This window comes from Variovorax sp. Varisp85, assembly GCF_047304045.1.
Taxonomy (GTDB): Bacteria; Pseudomonadota; Gammaproteobacteria; order Burkholderiales; family Burkholderiaceae_C; genus Variovorax.
The window spans coordinates 277,633-301,120 of record NZ_JBGLYN010000001.1; the positions used below are offsets into that span (position 1 = coordinate 277,633).

A 23,488-nucleotide genomic window follows, 5' to 3' on the forward strand; every position below is an offset into this window, starting at 1 on the left:
TCAGCCGGCGAGCGATTGTCGGGTGTCCGCGAGCGTGGCCGGGTCGTACACCGACGCGGCTTCCAGATCGGGGGCGATGCGCTTCACCATGCCGGCCAGCACCTTGCCGGGACCGCATTCGATGATGGCGGCTATACCGCGCAGTTTCAAGGCCTGCACGCTCTCGACCCAGCGCACCGGGCCGGCAGCCTGCCGCACCAGGGCGTCGCGAATGCGGTTGGCATCGGTTTCAACGGCAACGTCGATATTGTTCAGCACGGGAATCTGTGGCGCGGCCAGTTCAATGGAAGCCAGCTTCTCGCGCAATGCTTGCGCCGCGGGTTTCATGAGGCTCGAATGGAACGGAGCCGAAACCGGCAGCAGCAGCGCGCGCTTGGCGCCGTTGGCCTTGAGCAGTTCGCAGGCCTTGTCGACCGCGGCCTTGCTGCCGGCGATCACGGTCTGCATCGGGTCGTTGAAATTCACCGCCTCGACGATTTCCGCACTGCCGGCGCCAAAACTGGCCGTGGCTTCCGCACACCCGGCCACTACCTTGCCCGACTCCATGCCAAGCACCGCAGCCATTGCGCCGACACCGACAGGCACCGCCTGCTGCATCGCCTGCGCGCGAAAACGCACCAGCGGCGCAGCCTGCGCGAGCGTGAGCACGCCCGAAGCCACCAGCGCGGAATACTCGCCAAGCGAATGGCCGGCCACGGCGGAAGGCGTCGCGCCTCCCTCCGCCAGCCAGGCACGCCACGCGGCCACGCCGGCAACCAGCATCACGGGCTGGGTGTTGGTGGTGAGCGCCAGCTCTTCCTTGGGACCATTCTTGATCAACGCACCGATGTCTTCGCCGAGCGCTTCGGAAGCTTCGCGAAGCGTTTCGGCCACAGCCGGATGATCGCCCCAGGCGTCGAGCATGCCGACGGCCTGCGAGCCCTGACCCGGAAAGACAAAAGCAAAGGATTTCATTGTTTCAAGCGTCATCTTGCATCGCAGCACCCTCTTCCGGGCGCTGCAACGCACTACAGATTCAACAGCACCGCGCCCCAGGTGAAGCCGCCGCCCACACCCTCGAGCATGAGTGTCTGGCCCTTTTTCACCTTGCCGGAGCGCACGCCCTCATCGAGCGCCAGCGGAATCGATGCAGCGGAGGTGTTGCCGTGCTCGTTCACCGTGACGATCAATCTCTCGCGCGGAAGCTTCAGCTTCTTCGCCGTACCTTCCATGATGCGGATGTTGGCCTGGTGCGGGATGAGCCAGTCGATATCGGCATCGGTCTTGCCGGCCTTGGCCAGCGTGGTGCGCGCAGCTTCCTCGAGCACGCGCACTGCGAGCTTGAAGACGGCCTGGCCATCCATGTGCAGCAGCGGCGTGCCCAGCACGTTGCCGCCGGACACGTGGCCCGGCACGCAAAGAATGCCGACGTGCTTTCCGTCCGCATGCAGGTCGCTGGCCAGGATGCCGGGCTCCTGACTGGCTTCGAGCACCACCGCGCCCGCGCCGTCGCCGAACAGCACGCAGGTGGTGCGGTCATTGAAGTCGAGGATGCGGGAGAACACTTCGGCGCCCACCACCAGTGCGCAGCGCGCGGAGCCGGTGCGGATCATCGCGTCGGCAACGGTGAGCGCATAGACGAAGCCGCTGCAGACCGCCTGGACGTCGAATGCCGGGCAGCCGGCAATGCCGAGCTTGTTCTGCAGGATGGCGGCCGACGACGGGAACACCATGTCGGGGGTCGAGGTCGCGACGATGATCAGGTCGACGTCGCTGGCCTTGCGGCCGGCGGCTTCCAGGGCGTGCCGGGCCGCTTCGAAACCAAGGTCGCTGCTCGTGACGTCCGGCGCGGCGAAGTGCCGCGCATGGATGCCGGTGCGTTCGACAATCCATTGGTCGGAGGTTTCGATGCCGCGCGTCGCCAGATCCTTGGCGAGATCGTCATTGGTCACGCGGCGTGGAGGCAGGTAGCTGCCGGTGCCGGTAATGCGTGAGTAAGGAGGGGTCATCAAACGTGAAGGGCCGTCGCGTCGACCGGCGCCGCCGGGTCCTGCCGCGCGAGCAAAGGCGCGGCGTGGGCGATGCGGGCCCGCACGCGATCGAGCAGGTTGTTGCGAGCGGCATCATAAGCGCGATCCAGCGCATGGCCGAAAGCCACTTCGTCAGCCGAGCCATGGCTCTTGAAAACCAGGCCACGCAGGCCCAGCAGCGCTGCGCCGTTGTACCGCCGATGATCCAGGCGAGTTTTAAATGCTTTTAGGACCGGATAGGCAACAATTGCAGCAAATTTCGTGAAAACGCTTCGCGAAAACTCGACTCGAATGAACTCGCCAATCATGGAGGCCACGCCTTCGCTGGCCTTCAAAGCCACGTTTCCGACGAACCCGTCGCAAACGACGATATCGGTGGTGCCCTTGAAGATATCGTTGCCTTCCACGTTGCCGTAGAAGTTCAGATCCTTGGAATTGGCAGCTGTACGCAGCAGTTGGCTTGCTTTTTTGATGGTTTCGCTGCCCTTGATGGCTTCTTCGCCAATATTGAGCAAGCCGACCGAAGGCGCCTCGTTACCGGTCAACGCCGAGACCAGCGCCGAACCGAGCACCGCGAACTGAAGCAGGTCCTCAGCATCGCAATCGACATTTGCGCCCAGGTCGAGCACCGTTGTCGCCCCGCCCTTCGCGTTCGGCAACTGTGGCGCGATGGCCGGGCGGTCGATGCCTTCCAGCGTCTTGAGCAGATAGCGGGCAATTGCCATCAAGGCGCCGGTGTTGCCGGCCGAGACCGCTGCCTGGGCAGCGCCGTCCTTTACCTGCTGGATTGCCACGCGCATCGAAGAGTCTTTCTTCTTGCGCAGGGCGATTTCAATCGGGTCGTCCATGCCCACCACTTCGCTGGCAGCGACGATGCGGGCACGCGGATGCGCGGCAAATCCCGCCAGCGCGGCCGGCGCACCGACCAGCAGCAACGAGGCCTCGCTGTGCCGCTCGAGAAATGCGCGGCAGGCCGCGAGCGTGACGCGCGGCCCATGGTCGCCCCCCATGCAATCCACGGCGAGCGTGATTGCGGAAGGCGCAGCAGTGATTTCGGGAGAAGAAGGCGTAGCCATCAAAACAAAGGCCCGACGCTACGGCAGAAGTAGCTTCGGGCCTTGGCCTTGGGATGCGGAATCAGGCTTCGGACTTGTTCTTGAGCACCTGGCGGCCACGGTAGAAACCGTTGGGGCTGATGTGGTGGCGCAGGTGCGTTTCGCCGGTGGTCGGCTCCACGGCGATGCCGGGAACGACCAGCGCATTGTGGGAACGGTGCATGCCGCGCTTGGAAGGCGACTTCTTGTTTTGCTGGACGGCCATGATGGCTCCTGGACTGTTAGGTGAGTGATTGGATGCGGGCTCAAGCGGTGGCAATACAGAAACTTCAGCGGCATGTATGGAATGCCCCTCTCGTTGCTACCTGTATCGCTGCTCACGGCGGCGCGCGCGAAGCCCATGATTATAGCCCAGCCGGCAGGAAAGAGCTATTTCCCATCTTCCGGCTTGCGCGAACGCAACGCACCGAGCACCGCAAAAGGGTTCGGCTTGGCTTCTTCGGCCGCCTTGAAGTCTTCGTCGCTGGACGAAAGCTGTACCGGCGTCGGGCAGACATCGTGGGCGGGCATGACGGGGATTTCCATCAGCAGTTCGTCCTCGATCAGGGCGCGCAGGTCGAAATCCCGGCTCACGACGAGCAGGTCTTCCTCGGACTCCTCGTCCTGCGCCTCGGCGGTGGCCTCATCGGCCACGAAGCGGAACCAGCGATCCACCGACAGCAGGGAATCTACGGGCGACAGGCAGCGCTGGCAAACCAGTGGCACCACGGCTTCGGCCTCCAGATGCAGCCAGGGCGTTGCCTTGCCATCCGCGCCGGGGCGTTCTTCCCCATGGGCCGCCCACCGGACCAGCGCATCGGGCGCCGGAACGGCCAGTTCGGCGGCCAGGCGCTCGTAGTCAGGAACCGGGTCGGTGGCTTCCAGGGTGGCGGCAGCGGCGGCAAAGCCCGGCACATTGAGCCGTTCGGGGGCAAATTCTCTCTTCATCCGCGGCAGTCTAGCGCGCCGGACGCTCCCCCGGCGCGGGGCATGGCGGAGGGTCTTGAGCGGCTCACGCACAATCGTCCCCATGCAACGCACCGTGATCCTCGCCTCGACCTCGCGCTACCGCCGCGAATTGCTCTCCCGCCTGCGCCTGCCCTTCGAAGTGCACTCGCCGGAAGTCGATGAAACACCTCTTGCCGGCGAAACACCGCATGACCTCGCCGTTCGCCTCGCGCTGGAAAAGGCGAACGCCGTGGCCGCCCGCTTTCCCGACGCCGTGGTCATCGGTTCCGACCAGGTGGCCGACCTGGCGGGCGAAGCGCTCGGCAAGCCCGGCGACCATGCCCGCGCCACCGCCCAGCTGCGCCGCATGCGCGGCCAGACGCTGATCTTTCAGACAGCCGTGGCCGTCGTCTGTCACGCCACCGGCTTCGCCCAGCGCGACATCGCACCCGTGCGCGTGGTGTTTCGCGACCTCACCGACACCGCCATCGAACACTATCTGCAAGCCGAGCAGCCCTACGACTGCGCCGGCAGCGCCAAGAGTGAAGGCCTGGGCATCGCATTGCTGAGCGCCATCGACAGCGACGACCCGACCGCACTGGTCGGCCTGCCGCTGATCCGCACCTGCCAGATGCTGCGCGCCGCGGGGGTCGATCTGCTGTGACACGACAAAAGGGCAAGCTCTACCTCGTACCCGCGCCGCTCGACTTCGGCTGCGATGTGCAAGCCCCGCTGCAGGACGCCCTGCCGCTGGGCACGCTGCAGGCGGCCGCCGGCATCACCCACTGGATCTGCGAGAACGCGAAGTCCGCGCGCGCCTACCTCAAGCGCATCGACGCAGTCGCACCGCTGGCTGCACCACTGCAGGCTCAAGCCATCCAGGAGCTGCCGCGCGAAGTGCACAAGAAAGGCGATCATGCAGGCCAGTTCGATGCCCGCCCCCTGCTGGCCGACGCGCTCGAAGGCCACGACATCGGCCTGCTGAGCGAAGCCGGCATGCCGGCGGTGGCCGATCCGGGCTCCTCGGTGGCGCGCGCCGCTCACGACCTGGGCATCACGGTGGTGCCGCTGACCGGCCCCGTTTCACTGCTGCTGGCGCTTGCAGCAAGCGGGCTCAATGGCCAGAACTTCGCCTTTGTCGGCTACCTGCCGCAGGACGCCGTGGAACGCCAGACCCGCATCCGCGAGCTCGAAGCGCTCGCGCTCAAGTCCGGCCAGACGCAGCTGTTCATCGAAACGCCCTACCGCAACGCCGCGCTGCTGCAGGCGCTCGTGCAGACCCTGCAGCACAACACCCGGCTCGCCGTGGCGCGCGGCCTGACGCTCGCCACTGCCCACGTGCGCAGCGAGACGATCAAGTCCTGGCGCGCCGCCAAGCCGCAAGCCACGACAGACGAACGCCTGCCCGCCGTGTTCGCCATCGGCCGCTGACGATGGGCGGCGTTACCGCAGCCACGCGCTGGGCATCGCGCGCGCAGTTCTTTTGCGCCGGCTTCATCTTCGCGACCTGGGGCGTGCACGTGCCGACGGTCAAGGCGCACTACGGCATCGACGAGGCGCAGCTCGGCCTGGCGATGCTCGCGGCCGGTGCCGGCGCGATGTTCGGCCTGACCAGCGCGGGCCGCTGGATCGGACGCCACGGCCCGCGCCGCGTGGCCGGCATCTGCGGCTGCATCTACGCGCTGCTGCTGGCCGGCCTGATCGCGATGCCCGGCTATGCCGCCCTGCTGGGCCTGCTGGCCGCCTTCGGCCTCGTGACCAGCGTGTTCGACGTGTCGATCAACACCGAGGCGGCGCAGCTCGAACTGCACGGAGACGCGCCCTTGATGAGCGGCATGCACGGCATGTTCAGCCTGGGCGGCATGGCCGGCGCCGCGAGCGGCAGCGCCGCGCTGGCAGCCGGACTCGGCGCGCAGGCGCACCTGCTTCTGGTCGCCGCAGCAATGGCGCTGCTCGTCGCCGCGGCCTCGACACGCATGCTGCCCAGAGCCGCCACCAGCGGAGCCACCGAGGCCGATCATGGCTTCCTGCTGCCCCGCGGCGCACTCGCGGTACTGGGCGTGCTGGCCGCGCTGGGACTGATCGCCGAGGGCGCCATCTACGACTGGAGCGTGCTCTACATGCAGCAGGAAATCGGCAGCCCGCAACAACAGGCCGCGCTGGCTTATGCGAGCTTCTCGGCCGCAATGGCGGCGGCGCGTTTCGGCGGCGACGCGATGCGCGCCCGCTTCGCACCAACCACCCTGCTGCTCGGCAGCGGCCTCCTGGCAGCGCTAGCGATGACGCTGGTACTGGCCACCGACCTGCCGTGGCTGGCGCTGATCGGCTTCGCGGGAGTGGGCGTCGGCTTTGCGAACGTGGTGCCGATCCTGTTCTCGGCTTCGGCGAAGGCGCCGGGCATCGAGCCTGCGCGAGGCATTGCATCGGTCTCGGCCCTGGCGTACCTGGGATTCATGGCAGGCCCGGCGGCAATCGGGCTGCTGGCGCGGGCGACCTCGCTGACTGCGGCGCTCTATGTGGTCGTGGCCTTCGCCGCGGCGCTGGCGGCGTCGGCGCGCTACACCGCCAGCGGCGAGAACAACAAATAGAAAATCAGCGCAGGGCCGGAGCCGTGTGCATGAGGCGCACCGTGGTTTCGGCCATCGCGGCGCCGAATTTCTTGGCCAGCTTCTCGGCCACGTTGTCGCGCCGCGTGTAGTCGATCACCTCTTCGGCCTTGATGACTTCGCGCGCCACGAAGTCGACGTTGCCCAGCTGGTCGGCAAGGCCGAATTCGACCGCCTGCTCGCCGCTCCAGAACAGGCCGCTGAACAGGCCCGGAGTGTCGAGCTTCAGGCGGTCGCCGCGGCCGGCCTTGACCACGTTGATGAACTGCGTGTGGATCTGGTTCAGCATCGTCTGCGCATGGGCGCGCTGCGCATCGCTCATCGGGCTGAAGGGATCGAGGAAGCCCTTGTTCTCGCCGGCGGTCAGCAGGCGGCGCTCGACGCCAACCTTCTCCATCACGCCCGTGAAGCCGAAGCCGTCCATCAGCACGCCGATGCTGCCGACGATGCTGGCCTTGTCGACGAAGATCTTGTCGGTGGCAGCAGCGATGTAATAGGCAGCCGAAGCGCAGGTTTCCTCGACCACGGCATAGACCGGCTTCTTGTACTTGGCCTTCAGGCGCTTGATCTCGTCGTTGATGATGCCGGCCTGCACCGGACTGCCGCCGGGCGAGTTGATCAGCAAGACCACGCCCTTGGCGCCCTCGTCCTCGAAGGCCGTCTTCATCGCAGCGACCACGAATTCCGCGCTCGCATCCCCGCCGTTGGCGATTTCGCCCTTGATCTCGACGACGGCCGTGTGGGCCGTGGTCTTGGCCGCGCTCGGCGTGCCGCGCGAGAGCGCGAACCACGCCAGGAAGACGAAGAAAGCCAGCCACGACAGGCGTACGAAGGTCTTCCAGCGGCGCGTGGCCCTCTGTTCGTTCAGCGAAGCGAAGGCGAGCTTTTCGAGCGTGGCGCGCTCCCATCCGGGGCGCTGCGTGGGATCTTTGGCCATGTTCTTGGAGGGGGCCGGCTCAAATGGCTCGAACCCTTCGGGTTCCGTTCGGTTCGGGTCGGTCATGTCAGAAGGTCAGGGGGTGAAGGTTCCAGTCAGTATGCCAGTGCACCACGCCGTCATGCTCGCTCAGGGCGATCTTCACGAGGCCACCGCGGCATGGGCCGCCCATGCATTCACCGGTGTCGGGCTTGTAGACCGCGCCGTGCGTGGCGCACAGCAGCCACTGCCCGGTGTCGTCGAAGAAGCGGTCGGGCTGGAAGTCGAGCTCCATCGCGACATGGCTGCACCGGTTGAGAAACGCATGCGGCCGCCCCTCGAAACGCACCGCGAAAGCGCGGCATGTTTCCCCGCCGTAGACCACGTCGAAAGGCACGGCCAGGCCACCTTCGACCAGGTCCGAGGCATTGCACAGCGGAATGCGTTCTTCGTCGCTCATGGCGGGGTCTCAGGCGTTGTCGAGGAGCCAGGCTTCCAGCCCGGCCACCGAATGCGCGATGTGCAGCGGCTTGAATTCGTCGAAGCTGGCCGGTTCGTGCGCGCCGTAGCTCACGCCCACGCTGGCGGCGCCCGCGTTCTGGGCGAGCTGCAGGTCGTGCGTGGTGTCGCCGATCATCAGGGTGCGTTCCGGCGGCACGTCGAGTTCTTCCATCAGCTCCAGCAGCATGCGCGGATGCGGCTTGCCGAAGGTTTCGTCGGCCGTGCGCGAGGCGTCGAAGCGGTCGCGCAGCGCGACCGACCTGAGCGCTTCGTTGAGGCCGCGGCGCGACTTGCCCGTGGCCACGGCCAGCTTGTGGCCGCGCGCGCGCAGCGCATCGAGCATCTGCAGCACGCCGTCGAAAAGCACGAGGTCGTCCTGGTGCTGGAGGTAGTGATAGCGGTAGCGCGCGCCGAGTTCGGCATATTTTTCCTTCGGCACGTCGGGCGCCGCGCGGGCGAGCGCCTCGGCCAGGCCCAGGCCGATCACCCAGGCGGCGTCGTTCTCGCTCGGCTTGGCACCACCGACGTCGATCACCGCCGCCTGGATGCAGCGCACGATCAGGCGCGTGGAGTCGTAGAGCGTGCCGTCCCAGTCGAAGGCGATCAGGTCGAAGCGAAGGGGGCTGGGGGAATCAGTCATGGAGCGTCGGAACGGGGTGTTGGGCCAGTGCCTCGAGGGCAGCAGGCGGCATGAGCGCGTGCAACTCGGGCGGCAGGCCGGCCTGCAGCGCCACGCGATCACCGCTGGCCGGGTGGTTGAATTGCAGCCGCCAGGCATGCAGGAACATGCGCTTGAGGCCGAGTTTCTGCAGCGCACGCTGACGTTCGGACTCGCCGTATTTGTCGTCGCCCGCAATCGGATGGCCGGCCGACGCGAGATGGACGCGGATCTGGTGCGTGCGGCCGGTCTTGATCGTCACCGCAAGCAATGACAGCGGCGTGGCATCCCCCGGCAGCGACAACCGTGCCAGCACGCGCACCAGCGTGACGGCGCGCATGGCATCCGGATGGTCCTTGGCGACCACGCGCACACGGCGCTCGCCGGCGCCCGCACCGGAGCCGTCGGGCAGCAGATATTTGGCGAGCGGCGCATCGAGCACCTTCTTGTTGGCGGGCCAGGCTCCCTCGACCAGCGCCAGGTAGGTCTTGCCGGTCTCGCGTTCACGGAACTGGTCCTGCAGCGCGACCAGCGCGCTGCGCTTCTTGGCGACCAGCAGGATGCCGGAGGTTTCGCGGTCCAGCCGATGCACCAGTTCCAGGAATTTGGCGGCGGGCCGCGCCGTGCGCAATTGCTCGATCACGCCAAAGCTCACGCCGCTGCCGCCATGGACGGCCACGCCGGCCGGCTTGTCGATGGCCAGCACGGCATCGTCTTCCAGCAGCACCGGAAACTCGCGCGCCGGTGCGGGCGGGGCCGCGCCCTCTTCCGCGCGGGGCGAGATGCGGATCGGCGGCAGCCGCAGCACGTCGCCCACCTCGATGCGGGTTTCGGCCTGCGCCCGGCCCTTGTTGATGCGCACCTCGCCGGACCGGATGATCCGATAGACGTGCGTCTTCGGGACGCCTTTCAGATGGCGGAACAGGAAGTTGTCGAGCCGCTGCCCGGCAGATTCGGCGTCGACCGTGAGGAATTTGATGGCCGAATGCGGCGCCCCAGTTTCGGTTGGGGCTTTTGGGTCTGCGGGATTTGGAGCAGCCGCCGGGCCCTGCTTCGCACCTATAATGTTTTTCACCAGCGCGGTCATGTAAGTGCTTGATTAGACAGAAGTTTAGTCCACTGCCATCAAATACCCAGGACAGCGCTGCGAGGTCGATGCCGCTTTGGCGCCGAGCTGCAAACCCCGCGCAATGGCGCAAAGTGGCAGACCAGGCACCCAAGTCAAGCCGACACCCACGAAACACCGATACGGAATACCCAGCCTGCAGCTTCCAAGCTGCCGGCGGATCGAAGCGAGTCCCTTGTTGTGTTGATGCTGCTGATTCAAATGTGCCTGCGCTGGCCGACCTGGTTTCGACCAGCGGCCTCAGGCATTGAATCGTCTGCGGCGCGCGCCACCCTTGCGCAACCGGCTATCAAAAAGATAGCCACTCAACACCGAATCTGGCTCGCGCCCATCCACGCGCCCCCACCCCGGCTGTCTTCTTGAGCTAAAGCTCGAGAGGCCTGCTCGCGCTTGGCGCGGCAGTCACAGCATCCGGGGCCCAAGCGGCAATTCCCCTGGTTTCGCGGGCGTCGTCCGTGCATCGTTGGCTCGTCAAGAGCCGGTAGAACGATACATATAAGGACAACGCATCATGAAGCGGATGCTGATCAATGCCACGCAGGCCGAAGAACGCCGCCTGGCCATCGTCGACGGGCAGAAACTGCTCGACTACGAAATCGAAATCGAAGGGCGCGAACAGCGCAAGGGCAACATCTACAAGGCGGTCGTGACCCGCGTCGAGCCCTCGCTCGAAGCCTGTTTCGTCGACTACGGCGAAGACCGCCACGGCTTCCTGCCGTTCAAGGAAATCTCCAAGCAGTACTTCGCCGAAGGCGTGTCGGCCAGCCAGGCCCGCATCCAGGACGCGATCCGCGAAGGCCAGGAACTCACCGTCCAGGTCGAGAAGGAAGAACGCGGCAACAAGGGCGCAGCCCTCACCACCTTCATCTCGCTGGCCGGCCGCTACGTCGTGCTGATGCCGAACAACCCCCGTGGCGGCGGCGTCTCTCGCCGCATCGAGGGCGACGACCGCGCCGAGCTCAAGGAGGCGATGGACCAGCTCGAGTACCCCAAGGGCATGAGCATCATCGCGCGCACCGCCGGCATCGGCCGCATCGCCTCCGAGCTCCAGTGGGACCTGAACTACCTGCTCAAGCTCTGGAGCGCCATCGACGGCGCGGCCAAGGGCGGCAAGGGCGCCTTCCTGATCTATCAGGAATCGTCGCTCGTCATCCGCGCCATTCGTGATTACTTCAATCACGACATTGGCGACATCCTGATCGACACCGACGACATCTACGACCAGGCGCAGCAGTTCATGGCGCACGTCATGCCCGAGCATGCCGCCCGCGTGAAGCGCTACCGCGACGACGCAGCGCTGTTCAGCCGCTTCCAGATCGAGCACCAGATCGAATCGGCCTACGCACGCACCGTGCAGCTGCCCTCGGGCGGCGCCATCGTGATCGACCACACCGAAGCGCTGGTCTCGGTCGACGTGAACTCGGCCCGCGCCATCAAGGGCGGCGACATCGAAGAAACCGCCACCCGCACCAACCTCGAAGCCGCCGACGAAGTGGCCCGCCAGATGCGCCTGCGCGACCTGGGCGGCCTGATCGTCATCGACTTCATCGACATGGACGAGTCGAAGAACCGCCGCGAGGTCGAAAGCCGCCTGCGCGACGCGCTGCGGCAAGACCGCGCCCGTGTGCAGTTCGGCTCGATCAGCAAGTTCGGCCTGATGGAAATGAGCCGCCAGCGCCTAAAGCCCGCGCTCAGCGAAGGCTCGTCGATCCCCTGCCCCCGCTGCGGCGGCTCGGGCCACATCCGCGACACCGAGTCGAGCGCGCTGCAGATCCTGCGCATCATTCAGGAAGAGTGCCTGAAGGACAACACGGCCGCCGTGCACGTGCAGGTGCCCGTGGAAGTCGCCTCGTTCCTGCTGAACGAAAAGCGCCCCGAAATCGCCAAGATCGAACTCAAGCAGCGCGTCACCGTGCTGATGGTGCCCAACAAGACGCTCGAAACGCCCAACTACAAGCTCGAGCGCCTGAAGCACGACGATCCGCGCCTCGACCACATCGAAGCCAGCTACAAGATGGCCGACGAGATCGAAGACCCGACCTCGGTCACGCGCCGTTCGCAGGAGCCCACCAACAAGCAGACGCCGGTGATCAAGGGCGTGCTGCCCGACGCTCCCGCGCCGGTGGTGCCACCCAAGCCCGAAGCGGTGCGCACGCCTGTCGCCGCGCCCGCGCCGGTCGCTCCACCCGTGGTGAGTGCGCCGGTTCCGGCGCAGACCGGCTTCTTCGGCTGGATCAAGAACCTGTTCGGCAGCACGCCGGCACCCGCTGCAGCACCTGCGCCGGCTGCGATTCCGGTCGAGGCGCCGAAGCCCCGCCGCGACGGCCGTCCGGGCCGCGATGGCGAACAACGCGGCGGCGCACGTGACGGCGAACAGCGCCGCGGCGGCCGTGGTGGCGAAGGTCGCGGTGAAGGCCGTGGCGAGAGCGGCGGGCGCTCCGGTGGCCGCGATGGCGAACGCCGTGGTGGCCGTGGCGGCGAGCGCCGTGAAGGTCGAGAAGGTCGCGAAGGTCGTGGCAGCGAGCAGCGCAACGACGGCATCAACCAGCCGCGTGAACAACGCGAACCGCGCGAGCAGCGTGAGCCCCGCGAGCCGCGTGAAGCGCGCGCACCGCGTGACGGCGAACAGCGCCGCAACGGCCGTGGCGAGCGCCGCGAAGGCGAAGGCCGTGAAGGCCGCAACAACGCGCCAGTCGAGGCCCTCGACGGCAACATCAGCCTGGAAGCCCAGCAACTGGCATCCGGCGCCGTCGCAGGCGACGAAGGCAACGCAGTTGAACGCGCACCCCGCGCCCGCGGCGAACGCCGTGAACGTGGCGAGCGCAATGAGCGTGGCGAACGTGCTGAACGCGGCAACGACCGTGGCGGCGAACGCGCCGAGCGCAACAGCGACAACGGCCAGCCGCGCGGCGACGCGGCACCCGCTGGCGACGAAGCCGCACAAGGCGAGCGCCAGCCCCGCAACGGCCGCGACGAACAGCGCGCTCCGCGTGGTGACCGTGGTGGCGATCGTGGCGACCGCAACGACGGCCGCCGCGAACGCCGCAACGATGCGCCGCAAGCCGAAGCGGATGCACGCGGCGCCGAAGCCGCGGTTTCCGATGCAGCGCAAGGCAATGAAGCCATCAACGGCAACAACGAGCAGATGCCCCGCCGCGAAGGCGACGAGCGCCGCGGCCGTTCGCGCGACCGCTACGGCCGTGACCGCCGCGAACGCGGCCCGCGCGACGAAGCCGAAGCCGGCAACACGGCCGGCGCGCCGGTCGCCGAAGGCGCCGCGGCGGAAGCCCCGGAGTCCCGTCCGCAGCAGCAACTGCCGCTGGTGTCGGAACGTGCCGAAGCAGCTCAAGAAGTTGCCGCACCACAGCAGGTCCGCAGCGAGCGCCCGGCACCGGTGTCCGCACCGATCGTGGTCGAAAGCGCCAAGGCGCCCGCAGCCGCCAACGGCCGCGCACTGCCCAAGGTCCAGTCCTTCGAGCTGCCGCTGGCCGAACTCGCGCAGATCGCCGAGAACTCGGGCCTGCAGTGGGTCAACTCGGACGCCGAGCGCATCGCCCAGGCCCGCGCCGCCATCGAGGCCGAGCCGAAGCCGGTGCATGTGCCGCGCGAACGCCCGCCGGTGGTCGTGCTCGACGAAGGTCCGCTGGTGCTGGTCGAAACCCGCCGCGACCTCGGCTCGATGTCGCTGCCGTTCGAGCAGCAGCAACGCACGCTCTGAGCGACACACGCCCGCAACCAAAAACGGCGCCATCTGGCGCCGTTTTTTTATGCCTTGCAATGAGCCGGCAGCTCGCATCGCCGCGCGAATGCCATGCTGGATCGCCGGGATATCTTCAGGGCGCGTCGGGCTACGACGCGGTCATGGCGGCCCGCTCGGGACTCCGGGAGTGCGCCCCGCCCGCGCTCATTGCACCCGCCGCTGCAGACGCTCAGCTGTTCTCGACCTGCGCCGCGCGCTTCCACGCCTCGGCAGCCTGCTCGGTGTCGTTGCGGTCTTCGGCCAGCCTGGCCAGTGCGAGCCAGGCGCGGCGGTACAGCTCGGTGTCCTGCAGTCCCAGGCCGGCCTGCGTCAGCAACTGCTGGGCCTTGCCCCACAGCTGGCGCTTCATGCAGGCCATGCCCGCAAGGTATTGCAGGTTCGGGTCGCGCGGGTTGTTGCGCTGTGCACTTTCAATGCGCGCCAGCCAGTCGGCGTCCACCGAATCGAGCCCGGCTTCGAGCGCGCGCGCGAGCTTGACGCGCAACGCGTCGCCCAGCCCACGCGGATTGGCCACCATGCGCTCCCAGGCCGGCAACAGCCAGCCGCGCGCCAGCGCGAGGTCGCCGCGCAACGCGACCATGCGTTGTGCGGCATGGATCGCCACCTCGGGCATTCCGCGTTCGTTGGCATCGAGTTCGGTCCAGGCGCGAAGCAACTGCGCAGGATCGTGCGCGCCCGACAGCAACTCGGTCGCGAGGCCGCGCACGATGCTCTGCGCCGCGGCTTCCGAGAACGCCCGGTGCTTGGCCAGCAGGCGCGCGGTTTCGAGCGCCTCGAGCGTGCGGCGATCCTGCCGCGCCGCCTTGAGCCGCAGCCGCAGGGCCAGCGTGCGGCGCTGCGCGCCTTGCGGCAGCTCTTCGAGCCGCGCGAGCGCCGCCGCCGCATCGCGGTCTTCGAGCGCCCAGCGCGCCGCGCGCAGCTGCACGCCTTCACGCGTCTCCGGGCTGGCGAGCACGGCGCGGTCCACACTTTCGTTGAGGGCCTGCTGCAGATGCGCGTCGCGCGCCGGCTTGTCCTGCAGGGCCTGCGCGCTCTCGGCGGCCAGCAGGTGCGACAGCACGCGCACCTGCTGCGCCTGCGGCAGGCCGGCGCCGAGTGCCGCCAGCGTCTTCTCCTGCGTGAGCGCGGCCTGCGCGGCCTTGCGTGCGCGCGAGAAACGGCCCGCGATCAGCTGCACCATCGCATCGAGCAGCGCCGCATGCAGCGTGCGCTCCTTCTGCTGCAGCCGCCACTGGCGCGCCTGCGTCGGCAGCGAGAACAGCGCCGCCAGCGCCCGCAGCGCCGCGTGCAGCAGCACGAAGGCCACGAGCAGGATCACGAGCACGAGGTTCAGTGACAGATCGACGCGCCATGGCGGCCAGAACACGGTGATCGTGCCCTGGTTGTTGCCCGCGAACAGGGCGACCGCCGCGGCGACGGCGAACAGGGCGAGGAGCCAGATTGCAGCGCGCATGTCAGCGGTCGCCGCCGGGCCGCCCCAAGGCGAGCTGCGCCCTCCCCAAGGGGGATGGCGAATTACACGGAGCGAAGCAAGTGAAAAGCCGGTGGGTCATTCGTTCTAGCGCCCTGCGGCCGCGGTGGCCAGTGCCGCCAGCGTGTCGTCGATGCGCACCGGCTCGGTCGTCTTCAGCTGGGCCTGCAATTGCTGCAGCAGCGTGGCGGCAGCCTGGGTGCGGCGCGATGCGGGATCGAAATAGCGGTTGAGCGACGCGGTCACCTGCGACAGCTCGCTGCGCGTGGCTTCCATCTGCCGCGACAGCAGCGACAGGCGCGCGTTGAGCAGCTTGAGCTTGAGGTTCTCGCGCAGGAAATAGGACTGCTCGGGCGCCAGCAGGATCGCCTCCGGGCTCTGGATGCGGCCGACGCGCACCAGCGAGCGGGCTTCGCCGCGCACCGTGAGCAGTGCGCGCTGCCACCACGGCGCATCGGCGGGAATCGGTTCGGCCTGCCAGGCGTTGGTGCCGTTGCCGCGCACGGCAACTGCGTTGAGCGTGGGCAGGTCGTCCACGCCGCGCATCAGTTCGTCGAGCTTCTGCAGCGCTTCGGCGCTGTCGGTGCTGACGCTGCTGCGCAAGCGGTCGGCATCGCGCTGCATGGCTCGCTGCAGGGGGGTCAGCCGCGGCTGCGCGGCACGCGCGATGCGCACGTCGCCGGCCTTGAGCGCGGCCAGCAGCGGCTCGACGCTGCCCGTGACCTGTGCCTGCTGCAAGGCAAGGCGCACGGCCGAGTCGATGTCGACCACGAGGTTCTCGTCGCGCGAACGCGAGAGGCTTTGAATCAGTTCTTCGAGCTGCGAGCGTTGCAGCGCGACTTCGGCCACGCGGGTTTCGACCAGGGCCACACGGGCCGAAGCGTCGCGCACCGTGTCGCTCGCCTGGCGCGCCAGCGTGCGCGCCTCCATCGATTGCGCGATGGCGTCAGCGCTCTGGCGCGCCAGTTGCTCCTTCATGCCGCTGACCTTCTGCCACAGCGCGATCGCAATCAGCAATGCGGCCAGCGCCACGAGGGCCACCAGGCCGAACGCCATGCGGGAGAGAAGCAGCGCGCCCGCGGCCTGCGCGGCCGGCGTCTGGTGCGGTGCCAGCGTGGCAGGCACCGGCGCGGTGGCAGCGGTTGGGGAAGAAGAGGAAAGATCGTCTGACGGGGACGCGGCGCTCATGCCAGGGATTCTATAGACGCGATCAGTGCATCCAGCAGCGGCGTGCTTACACGCAACGCCCCGAAACCCGCGGCCCGCGCGGCTTCGCCGATACGTGCATGCGTGGCGACCGCGCTTGCGGCATGCCAGTCGACGCCAGGCATCGCCCGCTGGAGATTGCCGATGGCCTCGGAACTGCTGAAGAGCCAGATCGCGCGGCCCTCGGCACCATCGATGGCCAACTGGCGTTGTACGACGTCCAGTGATGGCGACAGCCGGCGGTATGCCACCACGGTGTCGCGATGGCCGCCCGCGGCATCGATCTCGTTGGCGAGCCAGTCGCGCCCCGTCGGTCGTCCGGCCTCGTCGCCGCCGCGCACGATCAGCACGCGCACGCCGGCCGATACCTGGGCCTGCACGCGCTCCCACAGCGCTTCGGAGTCGAAGCGCGTGGCTTCGGGCGGCGGCGCGTCGATGGACCCGGTCGGCACGCCGGCACGAAGCAAGGCGCGCGTGGTACCCGGGCCCGTGGCCCAGAAGCGGCATCCCGCCAATGCGCGGGCAGGCTCCCTGTGATGGAAGAAATGCTCGACGGCCGTGGCGCTCACGAACATCAGCGCCGAGTAGTCCGCGAGTTGCCGCCACGCCGTGCGCAAGGGCTCGGCATCGACCACCGGCTCGATCACGATGAGCGGCAGCGCGACTGCGTCGAGTCCCGCTGCGCGCAGGTCCCTCACCCATTGCACTGCCTCTCGCGCCGGCCGCGTGACGATGACGGGACGGGCGGTCATGCGATGACCACGGATGTCAGTGGGCTCCGGCGTCGCGCAGCAGCGCCGCGGCGCGCTGGCCGAGCGCGTCGGCCTCGGCGAAGCCGGCGGCGGGCGCCAACGCATGCACCTTCACCAGCGGCGCGTTGCCTTCCGGGTCGCCCCACGCTGCATCGATGCGCAACGCGCCATCGGCCTGCCATCGCGCGTGGGCCGCGAGCGGCATCGAGCAGCTGCCGCCCATTGCGCGGCTCACCGCGCGCTCGGCGGTGGTGGAAAGCCAGTCGCCGTCATGGGCCAGCGAGCCCAGCAGCCCGATGAGGTCGGTGCGGTCCGCGCGCACCTCGATGCCCAATGCACCCTGCCCCGCGGCCGGCAGCATGGTGTCGGGGTCGAAGGCCACGCGGATGCGGCTCTCGAGCCCCAGCCGCTTGAGCCCGGCCGCCGCCAGCACGATGGCGTCGTACTGTCCTTCGTCGAGCTTGCGCAGGCGGGTGTCGAGGTTGCCGCGCAGCGGTTCGATGCGCAGGTCGGGCCGCAGCGCGCGCAGCAGCACCACGCGGCGCAGGCTGGAGGTGCCGACCACCGCGCCCTGCGGCAGTGCGTCGAGCGAGTCGTAGCGCGGGGAGACGAGCGCATCGCGCGGGTCTTCGCGCTCCAGCACGCAGGCGAGCGCAAAGCCTTCCGGCAGGTCCATCGGCACGTCTTTCAGCGAATGGACCGCGATGTCGGCGCGTCCTTCTTCGAGCGCGAGTTCGAGCTCTTTCACGAAGAGCCCCTTGCCGCCCACCTTGCTGAGCGAGCGATCGAGGATCTGGTCGCCGGTGGTGGTCAGGCCGAGCAGGCTGACCGTGTGGCCCTTTTCTTGCAAAAGCGCCTGCACGTGTTCGGCTTGCCAGAGTGCCAGGCGGCTTTCGCGCGTGGCGATCACGATATTGCTCAAGACCTGTTCCAAAAGTACGTGTTCCAAACCCTTGGAATGCTAGCATGTTGCGCCGCAGCAACGCAGACGGCGCATCCATTCAAGAAGTCCAGGACCAACATCGAATGAAAGCCAGCAAGACCCCTTCTCCCCCCAAGCGCCGCCAGGCCGAAGACCAGCCGTTGATCGACGACATCCGGCTGCTGGGCCGGATCCTCGGCGACGTGATCCGGGAGCAGGAGGGAGACGAGACTTACGCGCTGGTCGAGAAGATCCGCACCTTGTCCGTGGCTTTTCGCCGCGATGCCGACCACGCCGCCGACCGCGCGTTGAAGAACCTGCTCAAGGGCCTGAGCGCGGCCGAGACGGTGCGCGTGATCCGCGCCTTCACCTACTTCAGCCACCTGGCCAACCTCGCGGAAGACCGTCACCAGATCCGCCGCCGCACCGAAACCGAGCGCGCCGGCGAAAGCGTCGACGGCGACCTGCAGACCGCCCTCGCCCGCATCCGCAAGGCCGGCGTGAAGCCCGACGAAATCGTTGCCTCGCTGGCCCACAGCTACGTCTCGCCGGTGCTCACCGCGCATCCGACCGAGGTGCAGCGCAAGAGCATCCTCGACGCCGAGCGCGCCATCGCGCAACTGCTCACCGCGCGCGACGAGATCAAGCTGCGCCAGAGCGCCTACGCCGGGGGAAAGGACGCGCTCACGCCACTCGAATTCGCCGAGAACGAAACGCAGATGCGCATCCGCGTCACGCAGATCTGGCAGACGCGCCTGCTGCGCTTTTCCAAGCTCACCGTGGCCGACGAGATCGAGAACGCGCTGAGCTACTACGAAGCCACCTTCCTGCGCGAGATCCCGCGCGTGTACGCCGACCTCGAAAAGGCCCTGGCCCAGGGTGGCCACACACCCTCGGTCGCCCCCTTCCTGCGCATGGGCCAGTGGATCGGCGGCGACCGCGACGGCAACCCCAACGTCACCGCCGAGACGCTCGAATACGCACTGAGCCGCCAGTGCGAACTGGCGCTGCGCTACTACCTCACCGAGGTGCACTACCTCGGCAGCGAGCTGTCGCTGTCGGCCACGCTGGTCGACGTATCGGTCGAGATGCAGGCGCTGGCCGAGCGCTCGCCCGACAAGAGCGAACACCGCAAGGACGAGCCCTACCGCCGTGCGCTCACCGGCGTGTATGCGCGCCTCGCGGCCACGCTGCGCGAGCTCACTGGCGGCGAGGCCGCGCGCCACGCCGTCGCGCCGCAGAACCCGTACGCCACAGCCGAAGAGTTCCTGGCCGACCTGCGCACCGTGGCCGAGTCGCTCGAAGAAAAGCACGGCACCGTGCTCGCCGCGCCGCGCCTGCTGCCGCTGATTCGTGCGGTAGAGGTGTTCGGATTTCACCTGGCCACAGTCGACCTGCGCCAGAGCTCCGACAAGCACGAGGCCGTGATCGCCGAGCTGCTGGCCACCGCGCGCATCGAGCCTTCGTACGCCTCACTGGCCGAAGAGGCCAAGCAGACGCTGCTGCTCAAGCTGCTCGACGACGCCCGCCCGCTGCGCGTGCCCGACGCCGACTACTCGCCGCTCGCGAAGAGCGAGCTGGCCATCTTCGCCGCCGCCCGCACCGCGCGTGCGCGCTATGGCGCAGCGGCCATCCGCCACTACATCATCAGCCACACCGAGACGGTGAGTGACCTGCTCGAGGCGCTGCTGCTGCAGAAGGAAGTGGGCCTGCTGCGCGGCGCAATGGCCACCAACGCGGTGTGCGACCTGATCGTGGTGCCGCTGTTCGAAACCATCGAAGACCTGCGCAACGCCGCGCCCATCGTGCGCGCCTTCTACGCGCTGCCGAACATCCAGGCGCTCATCGAACGCTCGGGCGCCGAACAGGACGTGATGCTCGGCTACAGCGACAGCAACAAGGACGGCGGCATCTTCACAAGCAACTGGGAGCTGTACCGCGCGGGCATCGCGCTGGTGTCGCTGTTCGACGAGCTGAACAAGAAGAAGGCCAACCCGATTCGCCTGCGCATGTTCCACGGCCGCGGCGGCACGGTGGGGCGCGGCGGCGGCCCGAGCTACCAGGCGATCCTCGCGCAGCCGCCGGGCACGGTGCGCGGCCAGATCCGCCTCACCGAGCAGGGCGAAGTCATCGGTTCTAAGTACGCCAACCGCGAGATCGGCCGGCGCAACCTCGAGACGCTGGTGGCCGCCACGCTCGAAGCCACGCTGCTGCCGCAGGGCAAGCTGGCGCCGGCCACCTTCCTCTCGGCGGCCGGCGAACTCTCGACCGCGAGCATGGCCGCATACCGCAAGCTGGTGTACGAAACCCCGGGCTTCGGCGACTACTTCTTCGGCTCCACGCCGATCCGCGAGATCGCCGAACTCAACATCGGTTCGCGCCCCGCGTCGCGCAACCCGAGCCACAAGATCGACGACCTGCGCGCGGTGCCGTGGAGCTTCAGCTGGGGCCAGTGCCGCCTGACCATTCCGGGCTGGTTCGGTTTCGGTTCGGGCGTGGAACAGTTCCTGGCCGCCGCCGGCACCGCCGCGGGCAAGAAGGAACGCGTGGCGCTGCTGCAGCGGATGTACGCGCAATGGCCCTTCTTCCGCACGCTGCTGTCGAACATGGACATGGTGCTGGCCAAGAGCGACCTCGCACTGGCGTCGCGCTACGCCGAGCTGGTTACGGACCGCAAGCTGCGCCAGAAGGTGTTCTCGATGATCGATGCCGAATGGCACCGCACGTCGGATGCGCTCACGCTCATCACCGGCGCGAAGCAGCGGCTCGAAGGCAACGCCGAGATGCAGCGCTCGGTGCGCCACCGTTTCCCCTACATCGATCCGCTGCATCACCTGCAGGTCGAGCTGATGCGGCGCTACCGCGCGGGCGACGGCGGCGAGCGGCTGCAGCGCGGCATCCACATCTCGATCAACGGGGTGGCGGCGGGGCTGCGCAACACGGGATGACGCATCCGGGGGAGAGGCGAAAGCGGGCATAGACTCGCTGCCCCAACACCCAAGAGAGATCGCCATGAAAGGCTCCTGCCTCTGCGGCACCGTCCGGTACGAAGCCGCCCGCCTCGCCGGGCCCATCGCCCACTGCCATTGCGCGACCTGCCGCAAGGCGCACAGCGCGGCATTCACCACGACCGCTCGCGTCGACAGGTCCGACTTCCGCTGGACCGCGGGCGAAGACGCCATCGGTTCGTTCGAGTCGACGCCCGGCAAGCTGCGCCATTTCTGCACCCGCTGCGGCACGCACCTCGTGGCCGAATGGGTGGCGCAGCCGCAGGTGATCCTGCGCCTGGGTTCGCTCGACGACGACCCGGGCCAGCGTCCAAGCGCGCACATCTGGACCTCGCACGAAGTGCCGTGGCTGGACCACGCTTGCGACATTCCCTCCTTTGCGGAAGCGGCACCGCCCAAGGCATGAGCACGAAGATCCAGTTCCGCCGAAAGGTCATCGTCGCCGTGCTGTTGTGCGTGGCCATCGGCGGCGCCGTCGTGCGGCACTACGCAGTACCCGGCTCCACCACCCGCGACATCGGCACGCTGCTGATGGTGCTGTGGGTGCCGATCATCGGCAACGTCATCGCGTGGCTCATCAGCAAGCGGCCACGCCGCGCGCCGCCGCCCGCGGCCGTGGCGCCACCGAGCTTCGACACGCTGGGTGCCTTCGCGCCGCATGTGCTCGCCGAGCTCACCTTCCGCAAGCCGGCCCTGCCCTCGCAGGACATTCCTATCGCGCCGGGCGAATACCGCTGCGCGCTGGTGATTGACAAGGAAGGTTTCTCGGCGCGCTGGGTCGTGCCGCCGGGCGATGCGCTGGAGCGCGGCAAGCCTGCGGCGCTGGAGATCGAGTTTCTCTCGCCGGCCATTGCCCAACCGAAGTTTCCGCAGGGTGCGGCCTTTCGCGTGCTGATCGGCGACTCGTTCATCGCCGATGGCCGGATATTGCAGCTGCGGCCAACGCTCACCTGAGCCGCGCCAGCGGGCATGCGGATGGCGATAGCCATCAAAAAGGGCCGATTGTTCGCCCTCGGGAAACTGACTACTGCTTCCCGGCCCCTATGTCGCGCACGCGACCGCTCGCACACTCGAATGCCTCTTCACCAGCATCGGCGAGTTCGTCGCCGGTGCTTCCAAGGACCGCATTCCATGATGAATTCACCCAGCAGCAACCCCTGCATCGACGAGCTCGCGAGCGCGGCGGCACCCGCACCGGCCTCGGCCTCCCGCTCCGCATGGCTTGCCGTCGGCTCCATCGCCGTCGGCACCTTCGCCATGGTCTCGACCGAGTTCATGCCCATCGGCCTGCTGACCGACATTGCGCGCGGGCTCAACGTGTCCGACGGCACGGCCGGCCTGATGGTCACCATGCCCGGCGTGCTGGCCGCCTTCGCCGGCCCGGCGCTGATCGTCGCTTCGGGCAAGCTCGACCGCCGCACCGTGCTGATCGCGCTCACCACGCTGCTGATCGCCTCGAACCTGCTCGCCGCCTTCGCGCCCAACTTCGCCACCATGCTGGTCGCGCGCCTGCTGCTCGGCTTGTGCGTCGGCGGCTTCTGGACCTTCGCACCCGCCGCCGCCACGCAACTGGTGCCGCATGCCTCGCAGGCGCGGGCCATGTCGTACGTGCTCGCCGGCGTGTCGGCCGCCACCGTGCTCGGCGTGCCGGCCGGCTCGTTCCTCGGCACGCTGTTCGGCTGGCGCGCCTCGTTCGCCGTGACCGGTGCTCTCGCCGCGCTCGTGCTGCTGGTGCAGCTGTGGCTGCTGCCATCGATTCCGCCGGTGCGCGCCATCGGCGCGCGCGACCTGCTGACGCCGCTCACGCGCCGCATGGCGCAGGTCGGCCTGCTCGCGGTGCTGTTCTTCATCGCCGGCCACTTCGCGGCCTACACCTACCTGAAGCCGCTGCTGCAGCAGGTGTTCGGACTGGCGCCCAACTCGGTTTCAACGCTGCTACTGGTCTACGGCGCGGTGGGTTTCGTCGGCACTTTCGTCGGCGGCAGCCTCGTGGCGCGCAGCGTGCGCGGCACCACCCTGCTGGCGGCGCTGATGCTCGCCACCGCGCTGCTGCTGACGACCGTGATCGGCTCCGGCTTCGTGCCCGGGGCAGTGGTGGTCGTGATCTGGGGCGTGGCCTTCGGCCTCATCCCGGTGGCGCTGACCGGCTGGATGATGGAAGCGGTGCCCGACGCGCCCGAAGCCGGCCAGGCCCTGCTGGTGAGCGGCTTCCAGGTGGCGATCGCCTCGGGCGCGCTGATCGGCGGCGTGACGGTCGACAGCTTCGGCATCTCCAGCGCGATGGTGCTGAGCGGCGTGCTGGTGCTGATCGCCGCGCTGATTGTCGGCACGCTGGGCCGGGCACGCGGCGGCGCGGCGCTGGCCGCCATTCCCGAATAACGAAAACCTGGCTAGCGGCGGCCCGGGGTTTCCGGCCCCCCCATTGGCTACCGCCCCCCCCCCCACGCCGTTGGTGAGGGCGTGTTCCCCCCCCAAACCCCCCCCCCCCGGGGGGGGAAGGGGGGGTTAAAA

General features: G+C 68.2%; 21 protein-coding genes. 8 read left to right on the plus strand and 13 right to left on the minus strand.

The features are described 5' to 3' along the window. The 5 genes from fabD to ACCC97_RS01380 all read right to left on the minus strand — a co-directional run bounded on the left by fabD (position 1) and on the right by ACCC97_RS01380 (position 4,051). Positions 1-954: an ACP S-malonyltransferase gene (fabD, locus tag ACCC97_RS01360; RefSeq protein WP_007830469.1), complete on the minus strand. Its 954-nt coding sequence runs from the start codon at positions 952-954 to the stop codon at positions 1-3. Between the two features lie 53 nt (positions 955-1,007). Next, positions 1,008-1,988 carry a beta-ketoacyl-ACP synthase III gene (locus tag ACCC97_RS01365; protein ID WP_007830468.1) on the minus strand — a complete coding sequence of 327 codons (981 nt, stop codon included), beginning with the start codon at positions 1,986-1,988 and terminating at the stop codon, positions 1,008-1,010. Beyond that, positions 1,988-3,085, minus strand: coding sequence for a phosphate acyltransferase PlsX (gene plsX, locus ACCC97_RS01370; protein ID WP_413331412.1), 1,098 nt, complete (start codon positions 3,083-3,085; stop codon positions 1,988-1,990). The genes ACCC97_RS01365 and plsX overlap by 1 nt, the downstream gene beginning before the upstream one ends. A 61-nt stretch (positions 3,086-3,146) precedes the next feature. Next, positions 3,147-3,329, minus strand: a complete 183-nt coding sequence (rpmF, locus tag ACCC97_RS01375; protein ID WP_007830466.1) for a 50S ribosomal protein L32 — start codon at positions 3,327-3,329, stop codon at positions 3,147-3,149. Positions 3,330-3,493: 164 nt separating this feature from the next. Then, positions 3,494-4,051, minus strand: coding sequence for a YceD family protein (locus tag ACCC97_RS01380; protein WP_413315008.1), 558 nt, complete (start codon positions 4,049-4,051; stop codon positions 3,494-3,496). 82 nt (positions 4,052-4,133) lie between these two features. Here ACCC97_RS01380 and ACCC97_RS01385 point away from each other — a divergent pair, with 82 nt between their 5' ends. From ACCC97_RS01385 to ACCC97_RS01395, 3 genes are read left to right on the plus strand one after another with little or no spacing between them, the layout of a single operon-like run. Beyond that, positions 4,134-4,715: a Maf family nucleotide pyrophosphatase gene (locus ACCC97_RS01385; RefSeq protein ID WP_413331413.1), complete on the plus strand. Its 582-nt coding sequence runs from the start codon at positions 4,134-4,136 to the stop codon at positions 4,713-4,715. Next, positions 4,712-5,482 (plus strand): SAM-dependent methyltransferase, encoded by a 771-nt coding sequence (locus tag ACCC97_RS01390; RefSeq protein ID WP_007830463.1) that lies wholly within the window; start codon positions 4,712-4,714, stop codon positions 5,480-5,482. Before ACCC97_RS01385 ends, ACCC97_RS01390 begins: the two co-directional genes overlap by 4 nt. A gap of 2 nt (positions 5,483-5,484) precedes the next feature. Continuing rightward, positions 5,485-6,639, plus strand: a complete 1,155-nt coding sequence (locus ACCC97_RS01395) for an MFS transporter (RefSeq protein WP_007830462.1) — start codon at positions 5,485-5,487, stop codon at positions 6,637-6,639. 4 nt (positions 6,640-6,643) lie between these two features. Here ACCC97_RS01395 and ACCC97_RS01400 read toward each other — a convergent pair whose 3' ends face one another. From ACCC97_RS01400 to ACCC97_RS01415, 4 genes are read right to left on the minus strand one after another with little or no spacing between them, the layout of a single operon-like run. Then, positions 6,644-7,660: a S49 family peptidase gene (locus tag ACCC97_RS01400; RefSeq protein WP_007830461.1), complete on the minus strand. Its 1,017-nt coding sequence runs from the start codon at positions 7,658-7,660 to the stop codon at positions 6,644-6,646. Between the two features lies 1 nt (position 7,661). Then, a complete protein-coding gene (locus tag ACCC97_RS01405) occupies positions 7,662-8,033 on the minus strand; it encodes a Rieske (2Fe-2S) protein (RefSeq protein ID WP_007830460.1) in 372 nt (123 codons plus the stop codon). A gap of 9 nt (positions 8,034-8,042) precedes the next feature. Continuing rightward, the gene (locus tag ACCC97_RS01410; protein WP_007830459.1) at positions 8,043-8,714 is read right to left on the minus strand and encodes an HAD family hydrolase; all 672 of its coding nucleotides are present in this window, start codon (positions 8,712-8,714) and stop codon (positions 8,043-8,045) included. Then, a complete protein-coding gene (locus tag ACCC97_RS01415; protein WP_413315009.1) occupies positions 8,707-9,807 on the minus strand; it encodes an RluA family pseudouridine synthase in 1,101 nt (366 codons plus the stop codon). Before ACCC97_RS01415 ends, ACCC97_RS01410 begins: the two co-directional genes overlap by 8 nt. Positions 9,808-10,369: 562 nt before the next feature. Here ACCC97_RS01415 and ACCC97_RS01420 point away from each other — a divergent pair. After that, on the plus strand, positions 10,370-13,576 hold the full coding sequence (locus tag ACCC97_RS01420; protein WP_413331414.1) for an Rne/Rng family ribonuclease: 3,207 nt from the start codon (positions 10,370-10,372) through the stop codon (positions 13,574-13,576). A 211-nt stretch (positions 13,577-13,787) separates the two neighbouring features. On the opposite strand, the gene ACCC97_RS01425 is transcribed toward ACCC97_RS01420, so the two are convergent. From ACCC97_RS01425 to hemC, 4 genes are all read right to left on the minus strand, one after another. After that, positions 13,788-15,071 carry a heme biosynthesis protein HemY gene (locus tag ACCC97_RS01425; RefSeq protein WP_007830456.1) on the minus strand — a complete coding sequence of 428 codons (1,284 nt, stop codon included), beginning with the start codon at positions 15,069-15,071 and terminating at the stop codon, positions 13,788-13,790. Between the two features lie 105 nt (positions 15,072-15,176). Then, positions 15,177-16,277 carry a uroporphyrinogen-III C-methyltransferase gene (locus ACCC97_RS01430; protein WP_413331415.1) on the minus strand — a complete coding sequence of 367 codons (1,101 nt, stop codon included), beginning with the start codon at positions 16,275-16,277 and terminating at the stop codon, positions 15,177-15,179. Continuing rightward, a complete protein-coding gene (locus ACCC97_RS01435; RefSeq protein ID WP_007830454.1) occupies positions 16,274-17,047 on the minus strand; it encodes a uroporphyrinogen-III synthase in 774 nt (257 codons plus the stop codon). The genes ACCC97_RS01430 and ACCC97_RS01435 overlap by 4 nt, the downstream gene beginning before the upstream one ends. 16 nt (positions 17,048-17,063) lie before the next feature. After that, complete coding sequence (hemC, locus tag ACCC97_RS01440) at positions 17,064-17,969, minus strand: hydroxymethylbilane synthase (RefSeq protein WP_007830453.1); 906 nt, start codon at positions 17,967-17,969, stop codon at positions 17,064-17,066. 104 nt (positions 17,970-18,073) lie between these two features. On the opposite strand from hemC, the gene ppc reads away from it, so the two are divergent. The 4 genes from ppc (at position 18,074) to ACCC97_RS01460 (ending at position 23,356) form a co-directional block, all read left to right on the plus strand. Beyond that, positions 18,074-20,917, plus strand: a complete 2,844-nt coding sequence (ppc, locus tag ACCC97_RS01445) for a phosphoenolpyruvate carboxylase (protein ID WP_007830452.1) — start codon at positions 18,074-18,076, stop codon at positions 20,915-20,917. Between the two features lie 64 nt (positions 20,918-20,981). Then, entirely contained in the window at positions 20,982-21,383 is a 402-nt protein-coding gene (locus ACCC97_RS01450) for a GFA family protein (protein WP_007830451.1), read from the plus strand. Further along, positions 21,380-21,931 carry a hypothetical protein gene (locus ACCC97_RS01455; protein ID WP_007830450.1) on the plus strand — a complete coding sequence of 184 codons (552 nt, stop codon included), beginning with the start codon at positions 21,380-21,382 and terminating at the stop codon, positions 21,929-21,931. The genes ACCC97_RS01450 and ACCC97_RS01455 overlap by 4 nt, the downstream gene beginning before the upstream one ends. Positions 21,932-22,108: 177 nt before the next feature. Further along, positions 22,109-23,356 carry an MFS transporter gene (locus ACCC97_RS01460; protein ID WP_413315006.1) on the plus strand — a complete coding sequence of 416 codons (1,248 nt, stop codon included), beginning with the start codon at positions 22,109-22,111 and terminating at the stop codon, positions 23,354-23,356. Positions 23,357-23,488: the final 132 nt, after the last annotated feature.

Bases quoted from the DNA above. Each gene is read 5' to 3' on its own strand.
- fabD (WP_007830469.1), bottom strand. From the start codon at position 954: ATGAAATCCTTTGCTTTTGTCTTTCCGGGTCAGGGCTCGCAGGCCGTC.
- ACCC97_RS01430 (WP_413331415.1), bottom strand. From the start codon at position 16,277: ATGAGCGCCGCGTCCCCGTCAGACGATCTTTCCTCTTCTTCCCCAACC.
- ACCC97_RS01380 (WP_413315008.1), bottom strand. From the start codon at position 4,051: ATGAAGAGAGAATTTGCCCCCGAACGGCTCAATGTGCCGGGCTTTGCC.
- ACCC97_RS01365 (WP_007830468.1), bottom strand. From the start codon at position 1,988: ATGACCCCTCCTTACTCACGCATTACCGGCACCGGCAGCTACCTGCCT.
- ACCC97_RS01460 (WP_413315006.1), top strand. From the start codon at position 22,109: ATGATGAATTCACCCAGCAGCAACCCCTGCATCGACGAGCTCGCGAGC.
- ACCC97_RS01385 (WP_413331413.1), top strand. From the start codon at position 4,134: ATGCAACGCACCGTGATCCTCGCCTCGACCTCGCGCTACCGCCGCGAA.
- ACCC97_RS01395 (WP_007830462.1), top strand. From the start codon at position 5,485: ATGGGCGGCGTTACCGCAGCCACGCGCTGGGCATCGCGCGCGCAGTTC.
- ppc (WP_007830452.1), top strand. From the start codon at position 18,074: ATGAAAGCCAGCAAGACCCCTTCTCCCCCCAAGCGCCGCCAGGCCGAA.
- rpmF (WP_007830466.1), bottom strand. From the start codon at position 3,329: ATGGCCGTCCAGCAAAACAAGAAGTCGCCTTCCAAGCGCGGCATGCAC.
- ACCC97_RS01450 (WP_007830451.1), top strand. From the start codon at position 20,982: ATGAAAGGCTCCTGCCTCTGCGGCACCGTCCGGTACGAAGCCGCCCGC.
- ACCC97_RS01425 (WP_007830456.1), bottom strand. From the start codon at position 15,071: ATGCGCGCTGCAATCTGGCTCCTCGCCCTGTTCGCCGTCGCCGCGGCG.
- ACCC97_RS01420 (WP_413331414.1), top strand. From the start codon at position 10,370: ATGAAGCGGATGCTGATCAATGCCACGCAGGCCGAAGAACGCCGCCTG.
- plsX (WP_413331412.1), bottom strand. From the start codon at position 3,085: ATGGCTACGCCTTCTTCTCCCGAAATCACTGCTGCGCCTTCCGCAATC.
- ACCC97_RS01405 (WP_007830460.1), bottom strand. From the start codon at position 8,033: ATGAGCGACGAAGAACGCATTCCGCTGTGCAATGCCTCGGACCTGGTC.
- ACCC97_RS01455 (WP_007830450.1), top strand. From the start codon at position 21,380: ATGAGCACGAAGATCCAGTTCCGCCGAAAGGTCATCGTCGCCGTGCTG.
- ACCC97_RS01410 (WP_007830459.1), bottom strand. From the start codon at position 8,714: ATGACTGATTCCCCCAGCCCCCTTCGCTTCGACCTGATCGCCTTCGAC.
- ACCC97_RS01400 (WP_007830461.1), bottom strand. From the start codon at position 7,660: ATGACCGACCCGAACCGAACGGAACCCGAAGGGTTCGAGCCATTTGAG.
- ACCC97_RS01435 (WP_007830454.1), bottom strand. From the start codon at position 17,047: ATGACCGCCCGTCCCGTCATCGTCACGCGGCCGGCGCGAGAGGCAGTG.